Annotated in this window: 11 protein-coding genes, 4 tRNA genes and 2 pseudogenes; 9 read left to right on the forward strand and 8 right to left on the reverse strand. The window is 68.4% G+C overall.

Annotated elements, in window-relative coordinates:
* The first annotated feature begins 65 nt into the window (after positions 1-65).
* The 6 genes from purS (at position 66) to purM (ending at position 6,413) form a co-directional block, all read left to right on the forward strand.
* Positions 66-347 carry a phosphoribosylformylglycinamidine synthase subunit PurS gene (purS, locus tag KGA66_RS18870; RefSeq protein WP_211469485.1) on the forward strand — a complete coding sequence of 94 codons (282 nt, stop codon included), beginning with the start codon at positions 66-68 and terminating at the stop codon, positions 345-347.
* The gene (gene purQ / locus KGA66_RS18875) at positions 347-1,033 is read left to right on the forward strand and encodes a phosphoribosylformylglycinamidine synthase subunit PurQ (RefSeq protein WP_211469486.1); all 687 of its coding nucleotides are present in this window, start codon (positions 347-349) and stop codon (positions 1,031-1,033) included. Before purS ends, purQ begins: the two co-directional genes overlap by 1 nt.
* The gene (gene purL, locus KGA66_RS18880; RefSeq protein ID WP_211469487.1) at positions 1,033-3,357 is read left to right on the forward strand and encodes a phosphoribosylformylglycinamidine synthase subunit PurL; all 2,325 of its coding nucleotides are present in this window, start codon (positions 1,033-1,035) and stop codon (positions 3,355-3,357) included. Before purQ ends, purL begins: the two co-directional genes overlap by 1 nt.
* A gap of 23 nt (positions 3,358-3,380) precedes the next feature.
* Positions 3,381-3,713, forward strand: a complete 333-nt coding sequence (locus KGA66_RS18885; RefSeq protein WP_211469488.1) for a sterol carrier family protein — start codon at positions 3,381-3,383, stop codon at positions 3,711-3,713.
* A 107-nt stretch (positions 3,714-3,820) separates the two neighbouring features.
* On the forward strand, positions 3,821-5,314 hold the full coding sequence (gene purF / locus KGA66_RS18890) for an amidophosphoribosyltransferase (RefSeq protein ID WP_211469489.1): 1,494 nt from the start codon (positions 3,821-3,823) through the stop codon (positions 5,312-5,314).
* A 13-nt stretch (positions 5,315-5,327) separates the two neighbouring features.
* Positions 5,328-6,413 (forward strand): phosphoribosylformylglycinamidine cyclo-ligase, encoded by a 1,086-nt coding sequence (gene purM / locus KGA66_RS18895; protein WP_211469490.1) that lies wholly within the window; start codon positions 5,328-5,330, stop codon positions 6,411-6,413.
* An 84-nt stretch (positions 6,414-6,497) separates the two neighbouring features.
* On the opposite strand, the gene KGA66_RS18900 is transcribed toward purM, so the two are convergent.
* Together KGA66_RS18900 and KGA66_RS18905 are read right to left on the reverse strand one after the other, a co-directional pair.
* Positions 6,498-6,773, reverse strand: coding sequence for a DUF3073 domain-containing protein (locus KGA66_RS18900; protein WP_211469491.1), 276 nt, complete (start codon positions 6,771-6,773; stop codon positions 6,498-6,500).
* 321 nt (positions 6,774-7,094) lie between these two features.
* Positions 7,095-8,243 (reverse strand): Glu/Leu/Phe/Val family dehydrogenase, encoded by a 1,149-nt coding sequence (locus KGA66_RS18905; RefSeq protein ID WP_312886982.1) that lies wholly within the window; start codon positions 8,241-8,243, stop codon positions 7,095-7,097.
* A gap of 422 nt (positions 8,244-8,665) precedes the next feature.
* Between KGA66_RS18905 and bldC the strand changes: the two genes are divergently transcribed.
* Positions 8,666-8,872, forward strand: coding sequence for a developmental transcriptional regulator BldC (gene bldC, locus KGA66_RS18910; protein WP_211469493.1), 207 nt, complete (start codon positions 8,666-8,668; stop codon positions 8,870-8,872).
* Positions 8,873-8,991: 119 nt separating this feature from the next.
* On the opposite strand, the gene hrpA is transcribed toward bldC, so the two are convergent.
* Positions 8,992-12,972: an ATP-dependent RNA helicase HrpA gene (gene hrpA, locus KGA66_RS18915; protein WP_211469494.1), complete on the reverse strand. Its 3,981-nt coding sequence runs from the start codon at positions 12,970-12,972 to the stop codon at positions 8,992-8,994.
* Positions 12,973-13,112: 140 nt separating this feature from the next.
* Here hrpA and KGA66_RS30275 point away from each other — a divergent pair.
* Positions 13,113-13,916: pseudogene (locus KGA66_RS30275) on the forward strand (IS256 family transposase); the annotation flags it as partial.
* 80 nt (positions 13,917-13,996) lie between these two features.
* Here KGA66_RS30275 and KGA66_RS18930 read toward each other — a convergent pair.
* The 3 genes from KGA66_RS18930 to KGA66_RS18940 form a co-directional block, all read right to left on the reverse strand.
* Positions 13,997-14,070 (reverse strand) — tRNA-Phe (locus KGA66_RS18930).
* A 55-nt stretch (positions 14,071-14,125) separates the two neighbouring features.
* A tRNA-Asp gene (locus tag KGA66_RS18935) sits at positions 14,126-14,200 on the reverse strand.
* A 73-nt stretch (positions 14,201-14,273) separates the two neighbouring features.
* Positions 14,274-14,346 (reverse strand) — tRNA-Glu (locus tag KGA66_RS18940).
* A gap of 278 nt (positions 14,347-14,624) precedes the next feature.
* Here KGA66_RS18940 and KGA66_RS18945 point away from each other — a divergent pair.
* Positions 14,625-14,696: transfer RNA gene (locus tag KGA66_RS18945), tRNA-Lys, on the forward strand.
* Here KGA66_RS18945 and KGA66_RS32150 read toward each other — a convergent pair.
* On the reverse strand, positions 14,658-15,884 hold the full coding sequence (locus KGA66_RS32150; RefSeq protein WP_369015902.1) for a tyrosine-type recombinase/integrase: 1,227 nt from the start codon (positions 15,882-15,884) through the stop codon (positions 14,658-14,660). The two genes, KGA66_RS18945 and KGA66_RS32150, sit on opposite strands and share 39 nt — an antisense overlap.
* 124 nt (positions 15,885-16,008) lie before the next feature.
* Positions 16,009-16,986 (reverse strand): annotated as a pseudogene (locus KGA66_RS18960) (aldo/keto reductase).
* Between the last annotated feature and the right edge of the window lie 220 nt (positions 16,987-17,206).

Raw genomic sequence — 17,206 nt, forward strand, 5'->3', positions numbered from 1 at the left:
CCAACAGCAGGCAGCCCGCGGCCGTGGGCTGCCGAGAGCCGTTGCAGACACCTGTGGGAGTGCACATGGCACGTGTCGTGGTCGACGTCATGCTCAAGCCGGAGATCCTTGATCCCCAAGGGCAGGCCGTGCAGCGGGCGCTGCCCCGGCTGGGTTTCGACGGCATCGTAGACGTGCGCCAGGGCAAGCGTTTCGAGATCGAACTGGACGGCCCGGCAGACGAGGCGGCGCTGGCCAGGGCCCGGGAGATCGCCGATAAGCTGCTCGCCAACACCGTCATCGAGCAGTACGCGGTCCGCTTCGACCCGGCCGAGGCCGACCGGGTGACCGAGCCGGCGGCCGGCTGATGTCCGCCCGCGTCGGCGTCGTCACCTTCCCCGGCAGCCAGGATGACCAGGACGCGCTGCGAGCCGTCGAGCTCGTCGGCGCCGAACCGATCGCGCTCTGGCACCGCGAGCGCGATCTGCGCCAGGTCGACGCCGTCGTCCTGCCCGGCGGCTTCTCCTACGGCGACTACCTGCGCGCCGGGGCCATCGCCCGCTTCTCCCCGGTGATGGAAACGATCGTCGCCGGCGCACGGGAAGGTCTGCCCGTGCTCGGCATCTGCAACGGCTTCCAGGTGCTGTGCGAGTCGCACCTGCTGCCCGGCGCGCTGATCCGCAACGGCGGCATGCTGTTCATCAATCGCGACCAGCGGCTGCGAGTCGACTCGGTCTCCACCGCGTGGACCGCTGACTACACTGCCGGCCAGCAGATCCTGATTCCCATCAAGAACGGCGAAGGTCGTTACACCGCGGACGAACACACGCTCGACGAACTGGAAGCCGAGGGACGTGTCGTCGTGCGCTACCTCGACAACCCCAACGGTTCGGCCCGGGACATCGCCGGAATCGCCAACGCGGCCGGCAACGTCGTCGGCCTGATGCCGCATCCCGAGCACGCCGTGGAAGAACTGACCGGCCCTTATCCCGGGCCGGCCACCGACGGACTGCCCTTCTTCACCTCGATCCTCAAGCGACTGGTGGCCGCCTGATGACCGCGCCCGAGCAGAACCGGAACAGCACCCGGCCGGCCTACGTGGTCGATACGGTGGAGCACGCAGCCGCTTCACCGGACGTGCAGCTGCCGTACGAGGCACTCGGCGTCAAGCCGGACGAATACGACCGCATCCGGGAGATCCTGGGCCGCCGGCCGACCTCCTGCGAGCTGGCCATGTACTCCGTCATGTGGTCGGAGCACTGCTCCTACAAGTCCTCCAAGGTCCACCTCAAACAGTTCGGCGAGAAGGCACCCGACGTGGACTTCTTGCTGGTGGGCCCGGGGGAGAACGCCGGGGTCGTGGACGTCGGCGGCGACCTGGCCGTCACCTTCAAGATCGAGTCGCACAACCACCCCTCGTACGTCGAGCCCTATCAGGGTGCGGCCACCGGCATCGGCGGCATCGTGCGCGACATCCTGACCATGGGCGCCCGCCCGATCGCGGTCATGGACCCGCTGCGCTTCGGCCCGGCCGACGCCGCCGACACACACCGGGTGCTGCCCGGGGTGGTGCGCGGCATCGGTGGCTACGGCAACTCCCTCGGCCTGCCCAACATCGGCGGCGAGATCGTCTTCGACCCCTGCTACGCGGGCAACCCGCTGGTGAACGCGCTCGCGGTGGGCGTGATGAAGAAGAGCGAGATCAAACTCGCGCAGGCGCACGGCCCCGGCAACAAGGTGATCCTTTTCGGCGCCCGCACCGGCGGCGACGGGATCGGCGGCGCCTCGGTGCTGGCTTCCGCCACCTTCGACGACGGCCGGCCCTCCAAGCGCCCCTCCGTCCAGGTCGGCGACCCCTTCATGGAGAAGGTGCTGATCGAGTGCTGTCTGGAGATCTTCGCCGAGGACCTGGTCGTCGGCATCCAGGACCTCGGCGCGGCGGGCCTGTCCTGCTCGACCTCGGAGCTGGCCGCGGCCGCCCTGCAGCAGACAGGCGTCGGCGGCATGGACGTGCAACTGGACCTCGTCCCGCTGCGGGACGCCACCCTGCTGCCCGAAGAGATCCTGATGAGCGAGTCGCAGGAGCGGATGATGGCGGTGGTCACCCCCGCCGACGTCGAGCGCTTCTTCGGCATCTGCGAGAAGTGGGACGTCACCGCCACGGTCGTCGGCACCGTCACCGACACCGGCCGGCTGCGGATCACCTGGCACGGCGAGACCGTCGTCGACGTGGACCCCAGGACCGTCGCGCACCAGGGCCCCGTCTACCATCGCCCGTACCACCGCCCCGCCTGGCAGGACGAGCTCCAGGCCGCCACACCCGACTCGCTCAGCCGCCCGAAGACCGGCGAGGAACTGCGCGAGACCGTGCTGAGGCTGGCCGGCGACCCGAACCTGGCCGACAAGCGCTGGGTGATCGAGCAGTACGACCACCGGGTGCGCGGCAACACGGTCCTCGCGCACGGTGAGGACTCCGGCATGCTGCGGCTCGACGACGAATCGAACCTGGGCATCGCGCTGGCCACTGACGGGAACGGCCGCTACGCCAAGCTCGACCCCTATACCGGGGCACAACTCGCACTCGCCGAGGCGTACCGCAACGTCGCCGCGACCGGGGCCAGGCCGCTCGCCGTGACCGACTGTCTCAACTTCGGCTCCCCCGAGGACCCCGAGGTCATGTGGCAGTTCGCCGAAGCGACCCGCGGACTGGCCGACGCGTGCCAGGTGCTCGGCACCCCGGTCACCGGCGGCAACGTCTCCTTCTACAACCAGACCAACGAGCAGGCCATCCACCCGACCCCGGTCGTCGGCGTCCTCGGCGTGATCGACGACGTCTCCCGCCGCACCCGAAGCGCCTTCGAGCACGAGGGCGACGTGCTGTTGCTGCTCGGCGAGACCCATGACGAGCTCGGCGGCTCGGAATGGGCGCACGTCGTGCACGGTCACCTCGGCGGCCTGCCACCCCGCGTCGACCTCGAACGCGAGCGGCTGCTGGCCGAGGTGCTGATCGCGGGCTCCCGGGACGGGATGCTCTCAGCCGCGCACGACCTGTCCGACGGCGGGCTGATCCAGGCAGTCGTCGAGTCTGCGCTGCGCGGCGGCCACGGCGCCCGGATCGTGCTCCCGGACACCGTGCTCGACCAGGTGGGCGGCGACCCCTTCGTCGCGCTCTTCTCCGAGTCCGCCGGCCGGGCCGTCGTCGCCGTCCCCCGCAACGAGGAGCTGCGTTTCACCGAGGTGTGCAGATCCCGCGGCCTGCCGGTGGCGCGCATCGGGGTCGTCGAGGGCGAAGCGGTCGAGGTGCGAAGCCAGTTCTCCATCCCGCTTGAGGAACTGCGCCGCGCACACACCGGCACTTTCCCAGCCCTCTTCGGCTGAACTGTTCCCCGGGAAGCCGGCTGATGGACCGTCAGGAGCTGAACGCCGCCCGCGCCGGGCTCGTCCCCGGCGACCGGGCGGCGCTCGGCGCTCTGGTAAAGGCCAGTGTCCGCGCGTTCGCGCAGCAGACTCCCGGGCGCAGCGTCGAGCTGCGGGTCCCACCGTTCGTCGCGGTGCAGTGCGTCGAAGGCCCGCGGCACACCCGCGGCACGCCCCCGAACGTTGTCGAACTCGACGCCGCGACCTGGTTCGCGCTCGCGCTCGGCGAACTGGACTGGGCGGACGGCATCGCCGACGGCCGGATCTACGCCAGCGGGCCGCGCAGCGACCTGTCGTCGTATCTGCCGCTGCCGTGAGCGGCACCCCAGGTCGCATGTGGTTGACGCGGCCATGTCAACCGGCGTTCTGGCGGCCTTGTCAACCCAAGGTCTGAAAGCGTCTGTCGATCACGTAAGCTGGAAGGGTGACTCGCCCTGATGGACGTCTCTCCCACGAAACCTTCCCCGACGAGAAAGGCCCGCAGGACGCCTGCGGAGTCTTCGGAGTGTGGGCCCCGGGAGAGGAAGTCGCCAAGCTCGCCTACTTCGGCCTCTACGCCCTCCAGCACCGAGGCCAGGAGTCCGCCGGCATCGCCGTCTCCAACGGCACCCAGATCCTCGTCTACAAGGACATGGGCCTGGTCTCCCAGGTCTTCGACGAGGCGACTCTCGGCTCCCTGCAAGGGCACCTGGCGATCGGGCACACCCGGTACTCCACGACCGGCTCCTCGGTCTGGGAGAACGCCCAGCCCACCTTCCGCGCCACCGGGCGAGGCGCGCTCGCGCTCGGCCACAACGGCAACCTGATCAACAGCGCCGAGCTGGCCCGCCTTGTCTCCGAGGCCCGGGCGAACGGCGAGCTGATCGGCAAGGACCGCGGCGCCACCTCGGACAGCGACCTGATGACCGAGCTGCTGGCCAGCCAGACCGGGCGGTCGATCGAGGAAGCCGCGGCCGAGATGCTGCCGCGAATCCGCGGCGCCTTCTCGCTGGTCTTCATGGACGAGAGCACGCTCTACGCGGCACGGGACCCGCAGGGCATCCGTCCGCTGGTGCTCGGGCGGCTGGAGCGCGGGTACGTGGTGGCTAGCGAAACCGCCGCGCTCGACATCGTCGGCGCCTCGTTCGTGCGCGAGGTCGAGCCCGGCGAACTGCTCGCCATAGACGAGAACGGTCTGCGCAGCCGCCGCTTCGCCGTGGCCGACCCCAAGGGCTGCGTCTTCGAGTACGTCTACATGGCCCGCCCCGACACCGCGATCGCCGGACGTTCCGTGAACGCCTCCAGGGTGGAGATGGGCCGCCGGCTGGCGCGCGAGCACCCGGTCGAGGCAGACCTGGTGATCCCGACTCCGGAGTCCGGCACCCCGGCCGCGATCGGCTACGCCGAGCAGTCCGGCATCCCCTACGGTCAGGGCCTGGTCAAGAACGCCTACGTCGGGCGCACCTTCATCCAGCCGAGCCAGACGATCCGCCAACTCGGTATCCGCCTCAAGCTCAACCCGCTTCGTGAGGTGATAGAGGGCAAGCGGCTTGTCGTGGTTGACGACTCGATCGTGCGCGGTAACACACAGCGCGCGCTCGTGCGGATGCTGCGTGAGGCGGGTGCAAGGGAAGTACACGTGCGCATCTCCTCCCCGCCGGTGAAGTGGCCGTGTTTCTACGGCATCGACTTCGCCACTCGCGCCGAGCTGATCGCCAACGGGCTGAGCACTGAGGAGATCGCCGCGTCCCTGGGCGCGGACTCCCTCGGCTACATCTCCATCGAGGGCATGGTCGAAGCCACGACGATCCCCGCAGACCGGCTGTGCCGAGCCTGTTTCGACGGCGTGTATCCGGTCGAACTGCCGAACCCGCAGCAACTCGGCAAGCACCTTCTGGAGGTGCCCGCCGCCGCGGCCTCCGCCCTCGCCCGCCCCTGACGAAGGAACCACCGTGACCACCGACCAGCCCCGCCCCGGCGGCGCTACCTATGCTGCGGCCGGCGTCGATATCGAGGCCGGCGACCGAGCGGTCGAGTTGATGAAGCGGTGGGTCGCGAAGGCCACCCGGCCGGAGGTGCTCGGCGGGCTCGGCGGCTTCGCCGGGCTGTTCGACGCGACCAGGCTGACCGCCTACCGCCGGCCGCTGCTGGCCACCTCCACGGACGGGGTCGGCACCAAGGTCGCGATCGCGCAGCGGATGGACGTCCACCATACGATCGGGTTCGACCTTGTCGGCATGGTGGTGGACGATCTGGTCGTCTGCGGCGCCGAACCGCTGTTCATGACCGACTACATAGCCACCGGCAAGGTGGTGCCCGAGCGGGTCGCGGCGATCGTGCGCGGTATCGCCGAGGCGTGCGTACAGGCGGGTTGCGCGCTGATCGGTGGCGAGACCGCCGAGCACCCCGGCTTGCTGGACCCGGACGAGTACGACGTCGCGGGCGCCGCCACCGGCGTCGTCGAGGCGGATGCGCTGCTGGGCCCCGAGCGGATCCGGGAGGGCGACGCGGTGATCGCACTGTCCTCCTCCGGCCTGCATTCGAATGGGTACTCACTGGCCCGGCACGTGTTGCTGAATCAGGCCGGCTGGTCGCTGGACCGGCACGTCCCCGAACTCGGGCGCACCCTCGGCGAGGAGTTGCTGGAGCCGACCCGGATCTACGCGCTCACGTGCCTCGAACTCGCCCGGAAGGTCGAGGTGCACGCGTACGCGCACATCACCGGCGGCGGCTTGGCCGCGAATCTGGCGCGGGTGGTCCCGGCCGGTCTCCGTGCCCGCCTCGACCGCTCGACCTGGCGACCCGGCGCGGTGTTCGAGCTGATCGGCGCGGTCGGTCAGGTGGCCGGAGAGGAACTGGAGCGCACCCTGAACATGGGGGTGGGAATGGTGGCCGTCGTCCCGGCCGAGGTCGCGGACACAACGCTGAACACCTTGCACGCCATGGAACAGAGCGCCTGGCTGCTCGGCTCGATCGAGCCGAGCGACGGCCCCGATGCTCCGGGAGGCGCGGCCCTGCACGGCGCTTACGCGCACTGAGCCGACAGGCTGATTCCGCGGCATCCAAAACAGCGGCATCAAGACAACGGGGCGCCCGACCGCGGTCGGGCGCCCCAACATCGGCTAGCTTGCGCGATGGCGACTACTGCCGTTGCTCTGATGAGGCCGGTACGGACTGATGTCCTCCTCGTCCTCTTCTTCCTCGTCCTCGTCGTCTTCTTCGTCCTGCTCCGCCCAGGCCGCGTAGCGTTCGTCGAGGTGGTGGTCCTCGGCGCCGTTTCTCCGCGAATCCCCGACGCCCAGTTCAGACCGCAGACGATCGAGGTCCGTCGCGCCGCCGCTGTACTTCAGCTGGCGGGCGACCCTGGTCTGCTTGGCCTTGGCCCGGCCGCGCCCCATTGGCTCGACCCCCTCAACGACGGGGCGCTCTCGGCCCCGGGTCTCGACACATGAACAACGACAACAGTCACTTATGCGACCGGTGCCTCGGTTGGGATCGCGGGACCGGTCACAAAGTCAAAGGTACCTGGTTCCCCGCCGGATCGGTACGCCGCACGGGCCGCGATTTGAATCAGCGGGAAGGGGACACCTCGCACGAGGATACAGTGCGGCGGCGTATCAGGTCGATTTGGCACACGGGATCGGCACCGCACGCCAGGCTCGCCACACGGCCCGCACCGCGCCGGACCCGGGGATCGCCCGGGGTCCGGCGCCACCGGGTCAGCTCCGGCGTCGGTGCGCCGCCTCCGGGAGCAGGATTCCGCGCAGCCGCGACACGTTCCGCATCCGGCTCTCGGCCAGGCGGTCGGCAGCCGCGGCCGGCGGCACTCCCTCTTCGCGGGAAAGCCGCAGGATGTTCAGCATCGTGTCGAAGATGCCCTCGGCCCGCTTGCGTGCGCGGTCGAACGAGAATCCGCCTTGGTGCAGGTAAGCCGCCTCGTCACCGACCTGAATCACGCCTCCCGCGTTGACCAGGTAGTCCGGCGCGTAAAGCACGCCGCGGTCGGCCAGTGCCTTGTCGATGCCCGGGTGCGCCAACTGGTTGTTCGCGGCGCCGCACACGATGGACCCGGTCAGCGCGGCGACCGTGTCGTCGTCGAGCGCCCCGCCCAGCGCGCACGGGGCGTACACGTCGATACCGGATCGGATCAGCGCATCGGCGCAGTCCACGATGGAGACGTCCTGGTGGTTGCGGCGGACCCAGTCCAAGGCGCCGGGGTTCACGTCGGTGACGGTGATCCGCGCCCCGTCCTCGAGCAGGTGGCCGATCAGATGCCGGCCGACTTTGCCGACTCCGGCGACGCCGATCCGGCGGCCCGCCAGTGTCGGCTCGCCCCACGTGGCCTGAGCGCAGGCGCGCATGCCCTGGAAGACTCCGAACGCGGTCAGGATCGAGGAATCGCCGGCGCCGCCGTTCTCCGGCGAACGTCCGGTGACGAATTCGCACTCGCGTGCGACCAGGTCCATGTCCGGGACATAAGTGCCGACGTCGCAGGCGGTGAAGTACCGGCCGCCGAGGGACTGGACGAACCGGCCGTAGGCGCGCAGCAGCGCCTCGCTCTTGTCCACGGCCGGGTCGCCGATGATCACTGCCTTGCCCCCGCCGAGGTCCAGGCCGGCCAGGGCGTTCTTGTAAGCCATGCCGCGGGCCAGATTCAGCACGTCGGCCAAGGCCGCGGCCTCGTTCGGGTACGGATAGAAGCGGGTTCCGCCCAAGGCGGGGCCGAGGGCGGTGGAGTGGATCGCGATGATCGCGCGCAGCCCGCTCGGCTCGTCGTGGCAGTACACAACCTGCTCGGGACCGCCGGACTGGAAGGGGGACGGGAAAGGCGTGGTTACCGGGACGCTTGTGGCGACGGTGTCGGTCACTGCTCGGGACTCCTTTTCGAGTGCGCAGTCAAGCCTGCGCCCAGGGTAGAGCCGCGTGAGCTGATCGGCGCGCACAGGGGCTTCCCCCAGGCCGTACCGCTCCATATCCTGTCATGACTTATCCGGTTCGCCGCGCGCCCGCTCGGCGTAAGTACGCCGCGTGACGACCCGTCACCGTGTCGCTACTGTCCGCAAATGACAGGCTCGGGCGTTTCGGTGAAGTTGTGGGCCCTGTGTATCGATTTCATAGAGTTCGCCGCCAAACCGCTCCGGATGGTGTAGTTCTAGTTCTTGAACGACAAGACGTTCGTCCGATCACCGACACGCCCATTTGCAGACAGCGGGGGCATGACGGGCCATCGGGGAGGATCCAGTCGAACCGGGGCGCGAGGCGCGCTCCGTTCATTTGGAGGAGGCCGTTCATGACCGCGCGTACCCCTGAGGCGGAGCCGCTGCTGACCCCGGCTGAGGTCGCGACGATGTTCCGGGTGGACCCGAAGACGGTGACCCGGTGGGCCAAGGCAGGCAAGCTCACCTCGATCCGCACTCTCGGCGGGCACCGCCGTTACCGCGAGGCCGAGGTGAGGGCGCTGCTGGCCGGCATCCCGGCGCAGCGCTCCGAGGGCTGACCGCCGCTGCGGAACGCCGCGGCACGGGTAGAAGCGAACAAGTGTTTGAAACGTGCCGGTCCGTGAGCCACGTGGCTCACGGACCGGCACGTGCTGCTCCCACTCAGGTTAATCGGTGCCTAAGCGCCCAACGCCTTGCGTATGCGCTTCTCTGACACCGGGTATGCCGTGCGCATCTGCTGAGCGAACAGACTCACCCTCAGCTCTTCAAGCATCCACCGTGCCTGCCGCAACTGTTGATCAGGGCCTCGCCCCCGCGGCACGCGCTGCAATGCCGCCGCGTACTCGGCTTCCAACTGCTGGACCTTCGTGAGATTGGCTTGATCGCGGTACGGGTCGTCGGTCATCTTGTCGAGTCGGTACCCGAGCGCGCGCAGGTATCTCGGTAGCTGCGCCAACTGCTCATATCCGGTCTGCGAGATGAATCCGGGCCGCACCAGGCTCGCCAGCTGCGCGCGCGCGTCGTTGAGCGACGGCAGCAGCGACAGGCTCGCCGGGCCGCGCAATCGGCGGTCCAGTTCGTGCGCCGGGGCCAGGATCGCCGCCGCCAGCTTCACCACCGTCTCGGCGCATTCCGCCAGCTCTTCGCGTACCTTGTCCCGCAGACGCGTGAACGCGTCCTTGTCCCAGGCCGGACCACCGTGACGTTCGATCAGATAGTCGGCCGCGCAGGCGACGCAGTCCTCGAACAGCTTCGGCACCGGTCCGTACGGGTTCGTACCCAGTGCCAGCTTCTCCCGGTTGTCCAACACGGCGAGCATCGAGCGGGTCGGTGAGACGACGTTCAGGAGCAGCAGCCGGCGAGTGCCGAGGCGCATCGCCTCCTCCTGCTCCTCGACCGTGTCGAGAAGCTTCACGCCGACTGACCCGCCCTCGTCCACCAGCGCCGGGTACGCCTTCATCGCCACGCCGCGCCGTCGCTGCTCGAAGACGCGAGCGAGCGTGCCGAACTCCCACGTTCTCAGGCCGGTACGCTCCACGTCGTCGGCCGCGGCGGAGATCGACTCACGCACCTTCGCCTTCAGCCGCAGTTTGAGTGACTCAAGGTCCTTGTCCTCGGCGAGCTTGCGCCCGCGCTCGTCGACCACCCGGAACGTCATCTTCAGATGCTCGGGCACCCGGTCCAGATCCCAGTCCGAGCGATCCAGCGCGGCGGCGCCCATCCGGCGCATTTCCCGCTCAAGGCCGTCGAGCAGCGGGCCTTCGCGAGCCGGGAGCCGGTCGAGCAGCGCCTTGGCGTAGTTCGGCGCGGGCACGAAGCTGCGCCGGATCGGCTTGGGCAGCGAGCGGATCAGCTCTGTGACCAGTTCCTCACGCAGCCCGGGAATCTGCCAGTCGAAGCCGTCCGGCTCGACCTGGTTGAGCACGGCGAGCGGGACGTGAACGGTGACCCCGTCGGCGTCAGCGCCGGGTTCGAACTGGTAGGTCAGTTCGAAGCGCAGCTTCCCCTGCCGCCAGACGTCCGGGTAGTGCTCCTCGAGGACCGCGCCGGCGTTCCGGTTGACCAGCATCTCCCGGTCGAAGTCCAGCAACTGCGGCTGCTCGCGTCGAGCCTGCTTCCACCACTGGTCGAAATGCGCGGCCGAGACGACGTCCTTACCGACCCGCTGGTCGTAGAAGGCGAAGATGATGTCGTCGTGCACGGCGATGTCGCGCCGCCGAGCCCGGTTCTCCAGCTCCTCCACCTCACCCAGAAGCTTGCGATTGCGCTGGAAGAACTCGTGGTGCGTGCGCCACTCGCCCTGCACCAGCGCGTGCCGGATGAACAGCTCACGGCTCAACTGCGGGTCGATGCGGCCGTAGTTGACGCGGCGCTGCGCGACGATCGGCAGCCCGTACAGGGTCACCTTCTCGTACGCCAGCACGGCTCCCTGCTCCGTGGACCAGTGCGGCTCGCTGTATCCGCGTTTGACCAGGTGTTCGGCCAGAGCCTCAGCCCACTGCGGCTCGATACGGGCGGCGATCCGGCCCCACAGCCGCGAGGTCTCGACGACTTCGGCGGCCATGAGCCAGCGCGGGGACTTCTTGAACAGCGAGGACCCCGGGAAGACCGCGAACCGGGCATTGCGCGCCCCGATGTACTCGCGCTTCTCGGGTTCGTACATCCCGATGTGTGAAAGCAGGCCGCTCAGCAACGCCTGATGCACGAGCGCCGGATCAGCCGGCCCGGTGTTCGGCGTGACGCCGAGGTCTTTGGCCACCTGCCGAAGCTGCGCGTGCAGATCCTGCCACTCGCGTACACGCAGGTAGTGCAGGTATTCGTTCTTGCAGAGCTTGCGGAACTGGTTGGAGGACAGCTCCCGCTGCTTTTCCTGCAGGTACTCCCACAGCCGCAGATAGGTCAGGAAATCGGACTGCTGCTCCTTGTCTGTGAAGCGTGCGTGCGCCTGCGTCGCCTGCTGCTGCCTGTCCGACGGACGCTCGCGCGGGTCCTGGATCGACAGCGCCGAGGTGATCACCAGGACCTCGTTCATGCAGCCGGTGCGCGCGGCCTCGACGACCATTCGGGCCAACCGCGGGTCCACCGGCAGTCTGGCCAGTTGGCGTCCGATGTCCGTCAGCCGCGGTTGAGCCCCGGGCTCCGGAGCCTCGACCGCACCCAGTTCGTGCAGCAGATCCAGACCGTCGCGGATGTTACGGCGGTCCGGCGCCTCCACGAAGGGGAAGGCCGCGATGTCACCGAGTCCGATCGAAGTCATCGCGAGGATGACTGAGGCGAGGTTCGTGCGCAGGATCTCCGGCTCGGTGTACAGGGGCCGCGAGGTGTAATCCGATTCCGAGTACAGACGGATGCAGATGCCGTCAGACGTGCGACCGCACCGCCCCGCACGCTGGTTGGCAGAAGCCTGCGAGACCGGCTCGATCGGAAGCCGCTGCACCTTCAACCGATGGCTGTAACGCGAGATGCGTGCCGTGCCCGGATCGATCACGTACTTGATTCCCGGAACGGTCAGCGAGGTCTCCGCCACGTTGGTCGCCAGCACGATGCGTCGGCCGGCGTGCTGCTGGAAGACCCGGTGCTGCTCGGCGGTCGAGAGCCGCGCGTATAGCGGCAGCACCTCGGTATTACGCAGCGCGAGCCTGTTCAATGCGTCGGCGGTGTCCCGGATCTCCCTCTCCCCACTCAGGAAGACCAGTACATCCCCGGGCGACTCGCGGTCAAGCTCCTCGACCGCGTCGCAGATCGCCTGAATCTGGTCGCGGTCCGCGTCGCTGTCCGGATCGTTAAGGTCGACGATCGGCCGGTACCGCACCTCCACCGGGTACGTGCGCCCCGATACTTCGATGATCGGTGCGCGTCCGTTGCGCTCCTGCCCGCCGGATAAGGCTCCGAAGTGGTCCGCGAATCGCTCCGCGTCGATCGTCGCCGATGTGATGATCACTTTGAGATCGGGGCGGCGAGGCAGCAGCTGCTTGAGGTATCCGAGGATGAAGTCGATGTTCAGGCTTCTCTCGTGCGCCTCGTCGATGATCAGCGTGTCGTACTGCAGCAGGTCGCGGTCGTGCTGGAGCTCGGCGAGCAGGATGCCGTCCGTCATCAGCTTGACGTTGGTCTGGTCGCCGCTGTGATCGGTGAATCGGACCTTGTACCCGACCGCGCTGCCCAGCGGCGTTTTGAGCTCCTCGGCGATCCGCTCTGCCACGGTGCGTGCAGCCAGCCGCCGTGGTTGTGTGTGTCCGATGACGCCGCGCACGCCTCGGCCCAGCTCCAGGCAGATCTTGGGCAGTTGTGTGGTCTTGCCGGAGCCGGTTTCCCCCGCGACGATCACGACCTGGTGGTCCTGGATGGCGGCCCGGATCTCGTCCCGTTTCCGGCTGACCGGCAGCTGCTCGGGATAGGTGACGAGTGGGACGTTCGCCCGGCGCGCCGAGACTCGCGCCGCCGATGCGTTGATCTGCTCGGCGATCTGCGCCCGGATCGCCGCTATGGCGTCGGGTCGGCGCGCCTTGCGGGCGCCCTCCAGCCGCCGCCGCAGACGCGCCTCGTCCCGCAACGAGACGTCGGAGAGCCGGGTGTGTAGATCGGCGAACGCAGCCCTGCCCGGCGCGGAAGCGGGCGCATCGGTGACTGCGGAGCAGTGGGGGCGGGAGTCGGCCATAACCCATCAAGCATAGGTGCCGTGACCGGGAACGACCTTGGATTAACGGTCGGGCGCCGCGCGCTGGGGGCGAATCCATGGTCTCGTGCGTTTGCGCTCCCGCATTGCACGCCCGTATAACCGATCGAGGCCGAGGCATCGCTCGGATAGGGGACGGGTGGAACGAGCACGCCGAGTCCCGCACCGCCCACCACACCGGCACCCGCGAGACGATTTTCAGCGCCCGTGCCGGCGACCTGGAGCTGGCCATCCCCGAGTTGCGCACCGGCAGCTACTACCCAGCCGGCTCGAGCGCCGCCGCCGCATCGACCAGGCTCCGTACGCCGTGACGGAGGCCTACGTCCACGAGGTATCCCCCGCTCGGTCGACGACCTGGTCAAAGCACTGGGATCGGACACAGGAATCTCCAATAGCGAGTCTGGCGCGTCTGCGCCGAGCTGGACGCGCCACTGACGGCGTTTCGCATCCGGCCACTGGACCACGCCTGCTTCCCCTACCTGTACCTGGGCGCCAGCGCTGCAAGGCGAGGGTCAACCGCCAGATCGTCTCAAGGGCCGTGGTCATCGCCAAAAGGAGGGCGAACCGGGCGGGCGCGAAGTGCTGGGTGATGGTCGGCGACAGCGAGGCCGCGGCGTTTTGGCCGCGTTCCTCTCCCTGCGCGAGCGCGGCCTCCCGGGGTGCCGTTGGTCATCGGCGACCACCACGGCGGCCCGGTCGACGCGATCGGCAAGGTATTGCTCGGGTCCGGATATCAGCGCTGTCGTGTGCACTTCCTGCGCAAAGTGTCCGCCGTGATCCCTAGGGACGTCGGCGAGACGGTCGCTGCGACCATCCACACCATCTTCGCCCAGCCCACCGCCGAGGCCGTACGCGCCCAACTGCACACCGTCGCCGACATGCTCAAGGCCTGGCTGACATCGCCCCAGCGTTACCTGGCCGAGGCGGATCGAAAAACGTTAAAGGAGCCCAGGCACTTGCCCGAACTCCTCCGTAACCCGCCGCGCGGGTTTCGCCGCTTCTGCTGTGGCCAGGGGCGGGGTCGAACCGCCGACCTACCGCTTTTCAGGCGGTCGCTCGTACCAACTGAGCTACCTGGCCTCGATCGGATGCGACGGGCGTCGCGGGTGGTATCCGCAACGCCCGGTTCTCCGAGCGGTCCTGACGGGATTCGAACCCGCGACCTTCACCTTGACAGGGTGACGAGCACTCCTAGCTGCTCCACAGGACCTTGCTTGTTCGGCCCGGTGATCCTAGCACGCCGCAGCGCTGCCACGATCGACCGTTCCAACCGTCTCCGGTCGTAGCCCCAACGGGATTCGAACCCGCGCCGCCGCCTTGAAAGGGCGGTGTCCTAGGCCGCTAGACGATGGGGCCGAGTTCCCGAAGGAGACCCGGTTTCCCCCGGACGTCCGCCCGTCGGGGACCTGCAAAGCATACGGGACGGGTGGCGGCCTCGGCAAAACGATTGGCCCGCCGACCGCTGCGCGCTCCCAGTGCCCCACCCAGTCATGCGCCCGAGCCATCAGCTATCCGCGTCCCGCCGACGACTATCGGCGCACTCCTTGGTGTCGCGCACGGCTGGGCATCACGATGCCACACCGTCCGGAACCCGTTACCCAATGGCCCGCGGAGTTGGCTACGCTTGGCGACGAGGGGCGCTAGCTCAATGGCAGAGTAGCGGACTTTTAATCCGTAGGTTGTGGGTTCGAGTCCCACGCGCCCCACGAGCATCTGCCGCGTGACCTGCGGGTTCTCCCACTTGGTCGGCCTCGGTGGAATCCGTAGGCAACGTTTTCGGCAACATTCGAGGCAACACGGAACGCCGTGTCGATCGCGATCCTGGTGGTCCGGTCGGCGTCGGGGTACAGGTGCCCGTAGGTGTCCATGGTCTCTGCGGCGCTGGCGTGTCCGAGCCGCACCTGCAGGACCTTGGAGTGCACGTTCTGGTCGATGAGTAAGGATGCGTAGGTGTGCCGCAGCCGGTGGAACGTGACGTCCCGCGGTACGCCGTAGGCCCACGTCCTGGCACGGTTCCATTCGCGGCGCCGCCAGTTGTTCTGGTTCAGGACCGTGCCGACGGGGGTGGTGAACAGCAGTCCCGCGGGCCCGAGCGGGTACTGGGAGAGGTGTAGCAGCAGTTCCGCGATCGCGACGGCGGACATCGGCAGGGTGCGTATGCCGGCCTTGCTTTTGGGTGGGGTGAAGATCGGTGTGGTGGCGTTGCGTTTGAGTTGCCGGTCCACGGTCACGGTGCGCGTCTGCCAGTCGATCCGGTCCAGGGTGAGGCCGGCGATCTCGGACCAGCGCATCCCGGTGCACGCTGCGAGGATCACCATCGCCCGGTAGCGCGGGCGCACCGCTGCGGCCATCGCCATCACCTGCTCCGCGGTCAGCGGGCGCAGCTCCGCCTTGGTCGCGGCGCGCAACTCGATCCGGCGGCACGGCGTGCGGGCGATCAGTTCGTCGTCGAGGGCGAGGGCGATGATGGCTTTGAACACGGCGCGGTAGATCTGCCGGATCGTGTTGGCCGCCAGGCCCTTCGCGCTCAGGGTGTTGATCCAGTCTTGGACGTCTGAGCGGGTGATCGCGCCGACGGGGACGTGGGCGAAGGCGGGCAGGACGTGGTTGCGCAGGGTGCTCTCGTAGAACACGACGGTGCTCTCGCGCTTGGTAGCCGCCTTGACCGCCAGCCAGCGTGCGGCGACGGCGCCGAACGTGGTCGGCCCGTCACCGGCGCCGCCGCGCAGCCGGTCGCGGTCCAGGGCCAGCTGCAAGTCGAACGCCGCGGCGTCGCCGCTGTCGCGGAAGGACTTCGAGCGCTGCCGCCCGCCCGGGTCGCGCCAGTACACCCGGTAACTGCAGCGCGGCAGGCCGGTCGGACCCGGCTTGAGCGGTATCGTGACGATGGACATGGCGGCCTCCCGATCAGTGATGCCCCGGAGTGGGGTGTTTCGTTGACCGTGGGCACCGACGCAGCGAAGCCGCAACCGGAAGCGGCCATCCGAGCGAGACTGCTTGGTCCCGAGCCTCTATTCGTCAAGCATGGTCGGTTTGACGTGGCCCGGGTTGCCTGGGCGGCCGTTGCCGGGTTAGGGCGTTGACCTCATCGAGGTCGGTGCGGGTGGGGAGCCAGGCGGACGCGGCGGCGTTGGCACTGATCTGGATGGCGGAGGTGGCGCCGGTGATGACCGAGGCGCAGCCTTCGTGGGCGGCCAGGGCTGCGATGGCTACTTCGAGGAGTGAGTGCCCGTGGTCGCTCGCCCAACTGTCGAGGGCGGATACGGCGGCTAGGCGCTATTCGGTGAGCCAGTGAGGGTGATGGGCCAGGCGGGTGCCGGGGGTGGCCGTTCCGGACGGACGCAGCTTGCCGGTCAGCAGGCCGTTGGCCAGGGGGAAGTAGGGCAACACGCCCACGCCGAGAGCAACGGCCGTGGGTACGAGGTGTGACTCGGCCTCGCGTTCCAGGAGGGACCAGTGGTTCTGCGCCGATGTGAAGGCGATGGTTCCGGAGACTTCAGCGGCGATGGCTGCCTCGCGGAATTGGTTCGCGGTGAAGTTCGAGCATCCGATGTACCGCACCTTTCCCTGCTGCACGAGTTCGTGCAGGGAGGCGAGAGTCTCCGCGATGGGAACCGACGGGTCAGGGACGTGCATCTGGTAGAGGTCGATGTAGTCGGTGTGCAGTCTGCGCAGTGAGGCCTCCGCGGCGCGGCGGATATAGGTCGCGCCACCCTTGGGACCGGCGTCCGCTCCGTAGCCCAGGTCGGCGCTCTGGCCGAACTTCGTCGCCAGGACCACTTCGCTTCTTCGTGCGTCGAGTGCGAGGCCCAGGAACTCCTCGGACCTCGTTCCGCCGTACACGTCCGCAGTGTCGAGGAGGTTGATCCCGGCATCGAGCGCGGCGTCGACCACGTTGCGTGTCGCCGGGAGATCGAGATATCGGCCGAAGGTGTAGCAGCCGAGTCCGACGGCGGAGACACGCGGTCCGTGAGCGCCGAGTGAATTGTACCGCATGGGGATGAGGATACGGCTGCGGCTTTCTACAGAACGATTATTCAGTCCGCTGATTTCCCTGTTCTTGAACACCTACGAGGCCGGCACTCGGGGCAGGGTCAATGACAAAGTGATCTTGCGGCTGGGTTCGTGGTGGTTTAGCCGTGCGTCGGCACGGTCTGCGTGGCCTGACATGCCGGATTTGCGGGCGGGCACGGCATCTGAGGATCATTCAGGTGTC

Origin of the sequence: Actinocrinis puniceicyclus, from assembly GCF_018283645.1 — a bacterium.
GTDB classification, from domain to species: Bacteria; Actinomycetota; Actinomycetes; order Streptomycetales; family Catenulisporaceae; genus Actinocrinis; species Actinocrinis puniceicyclus.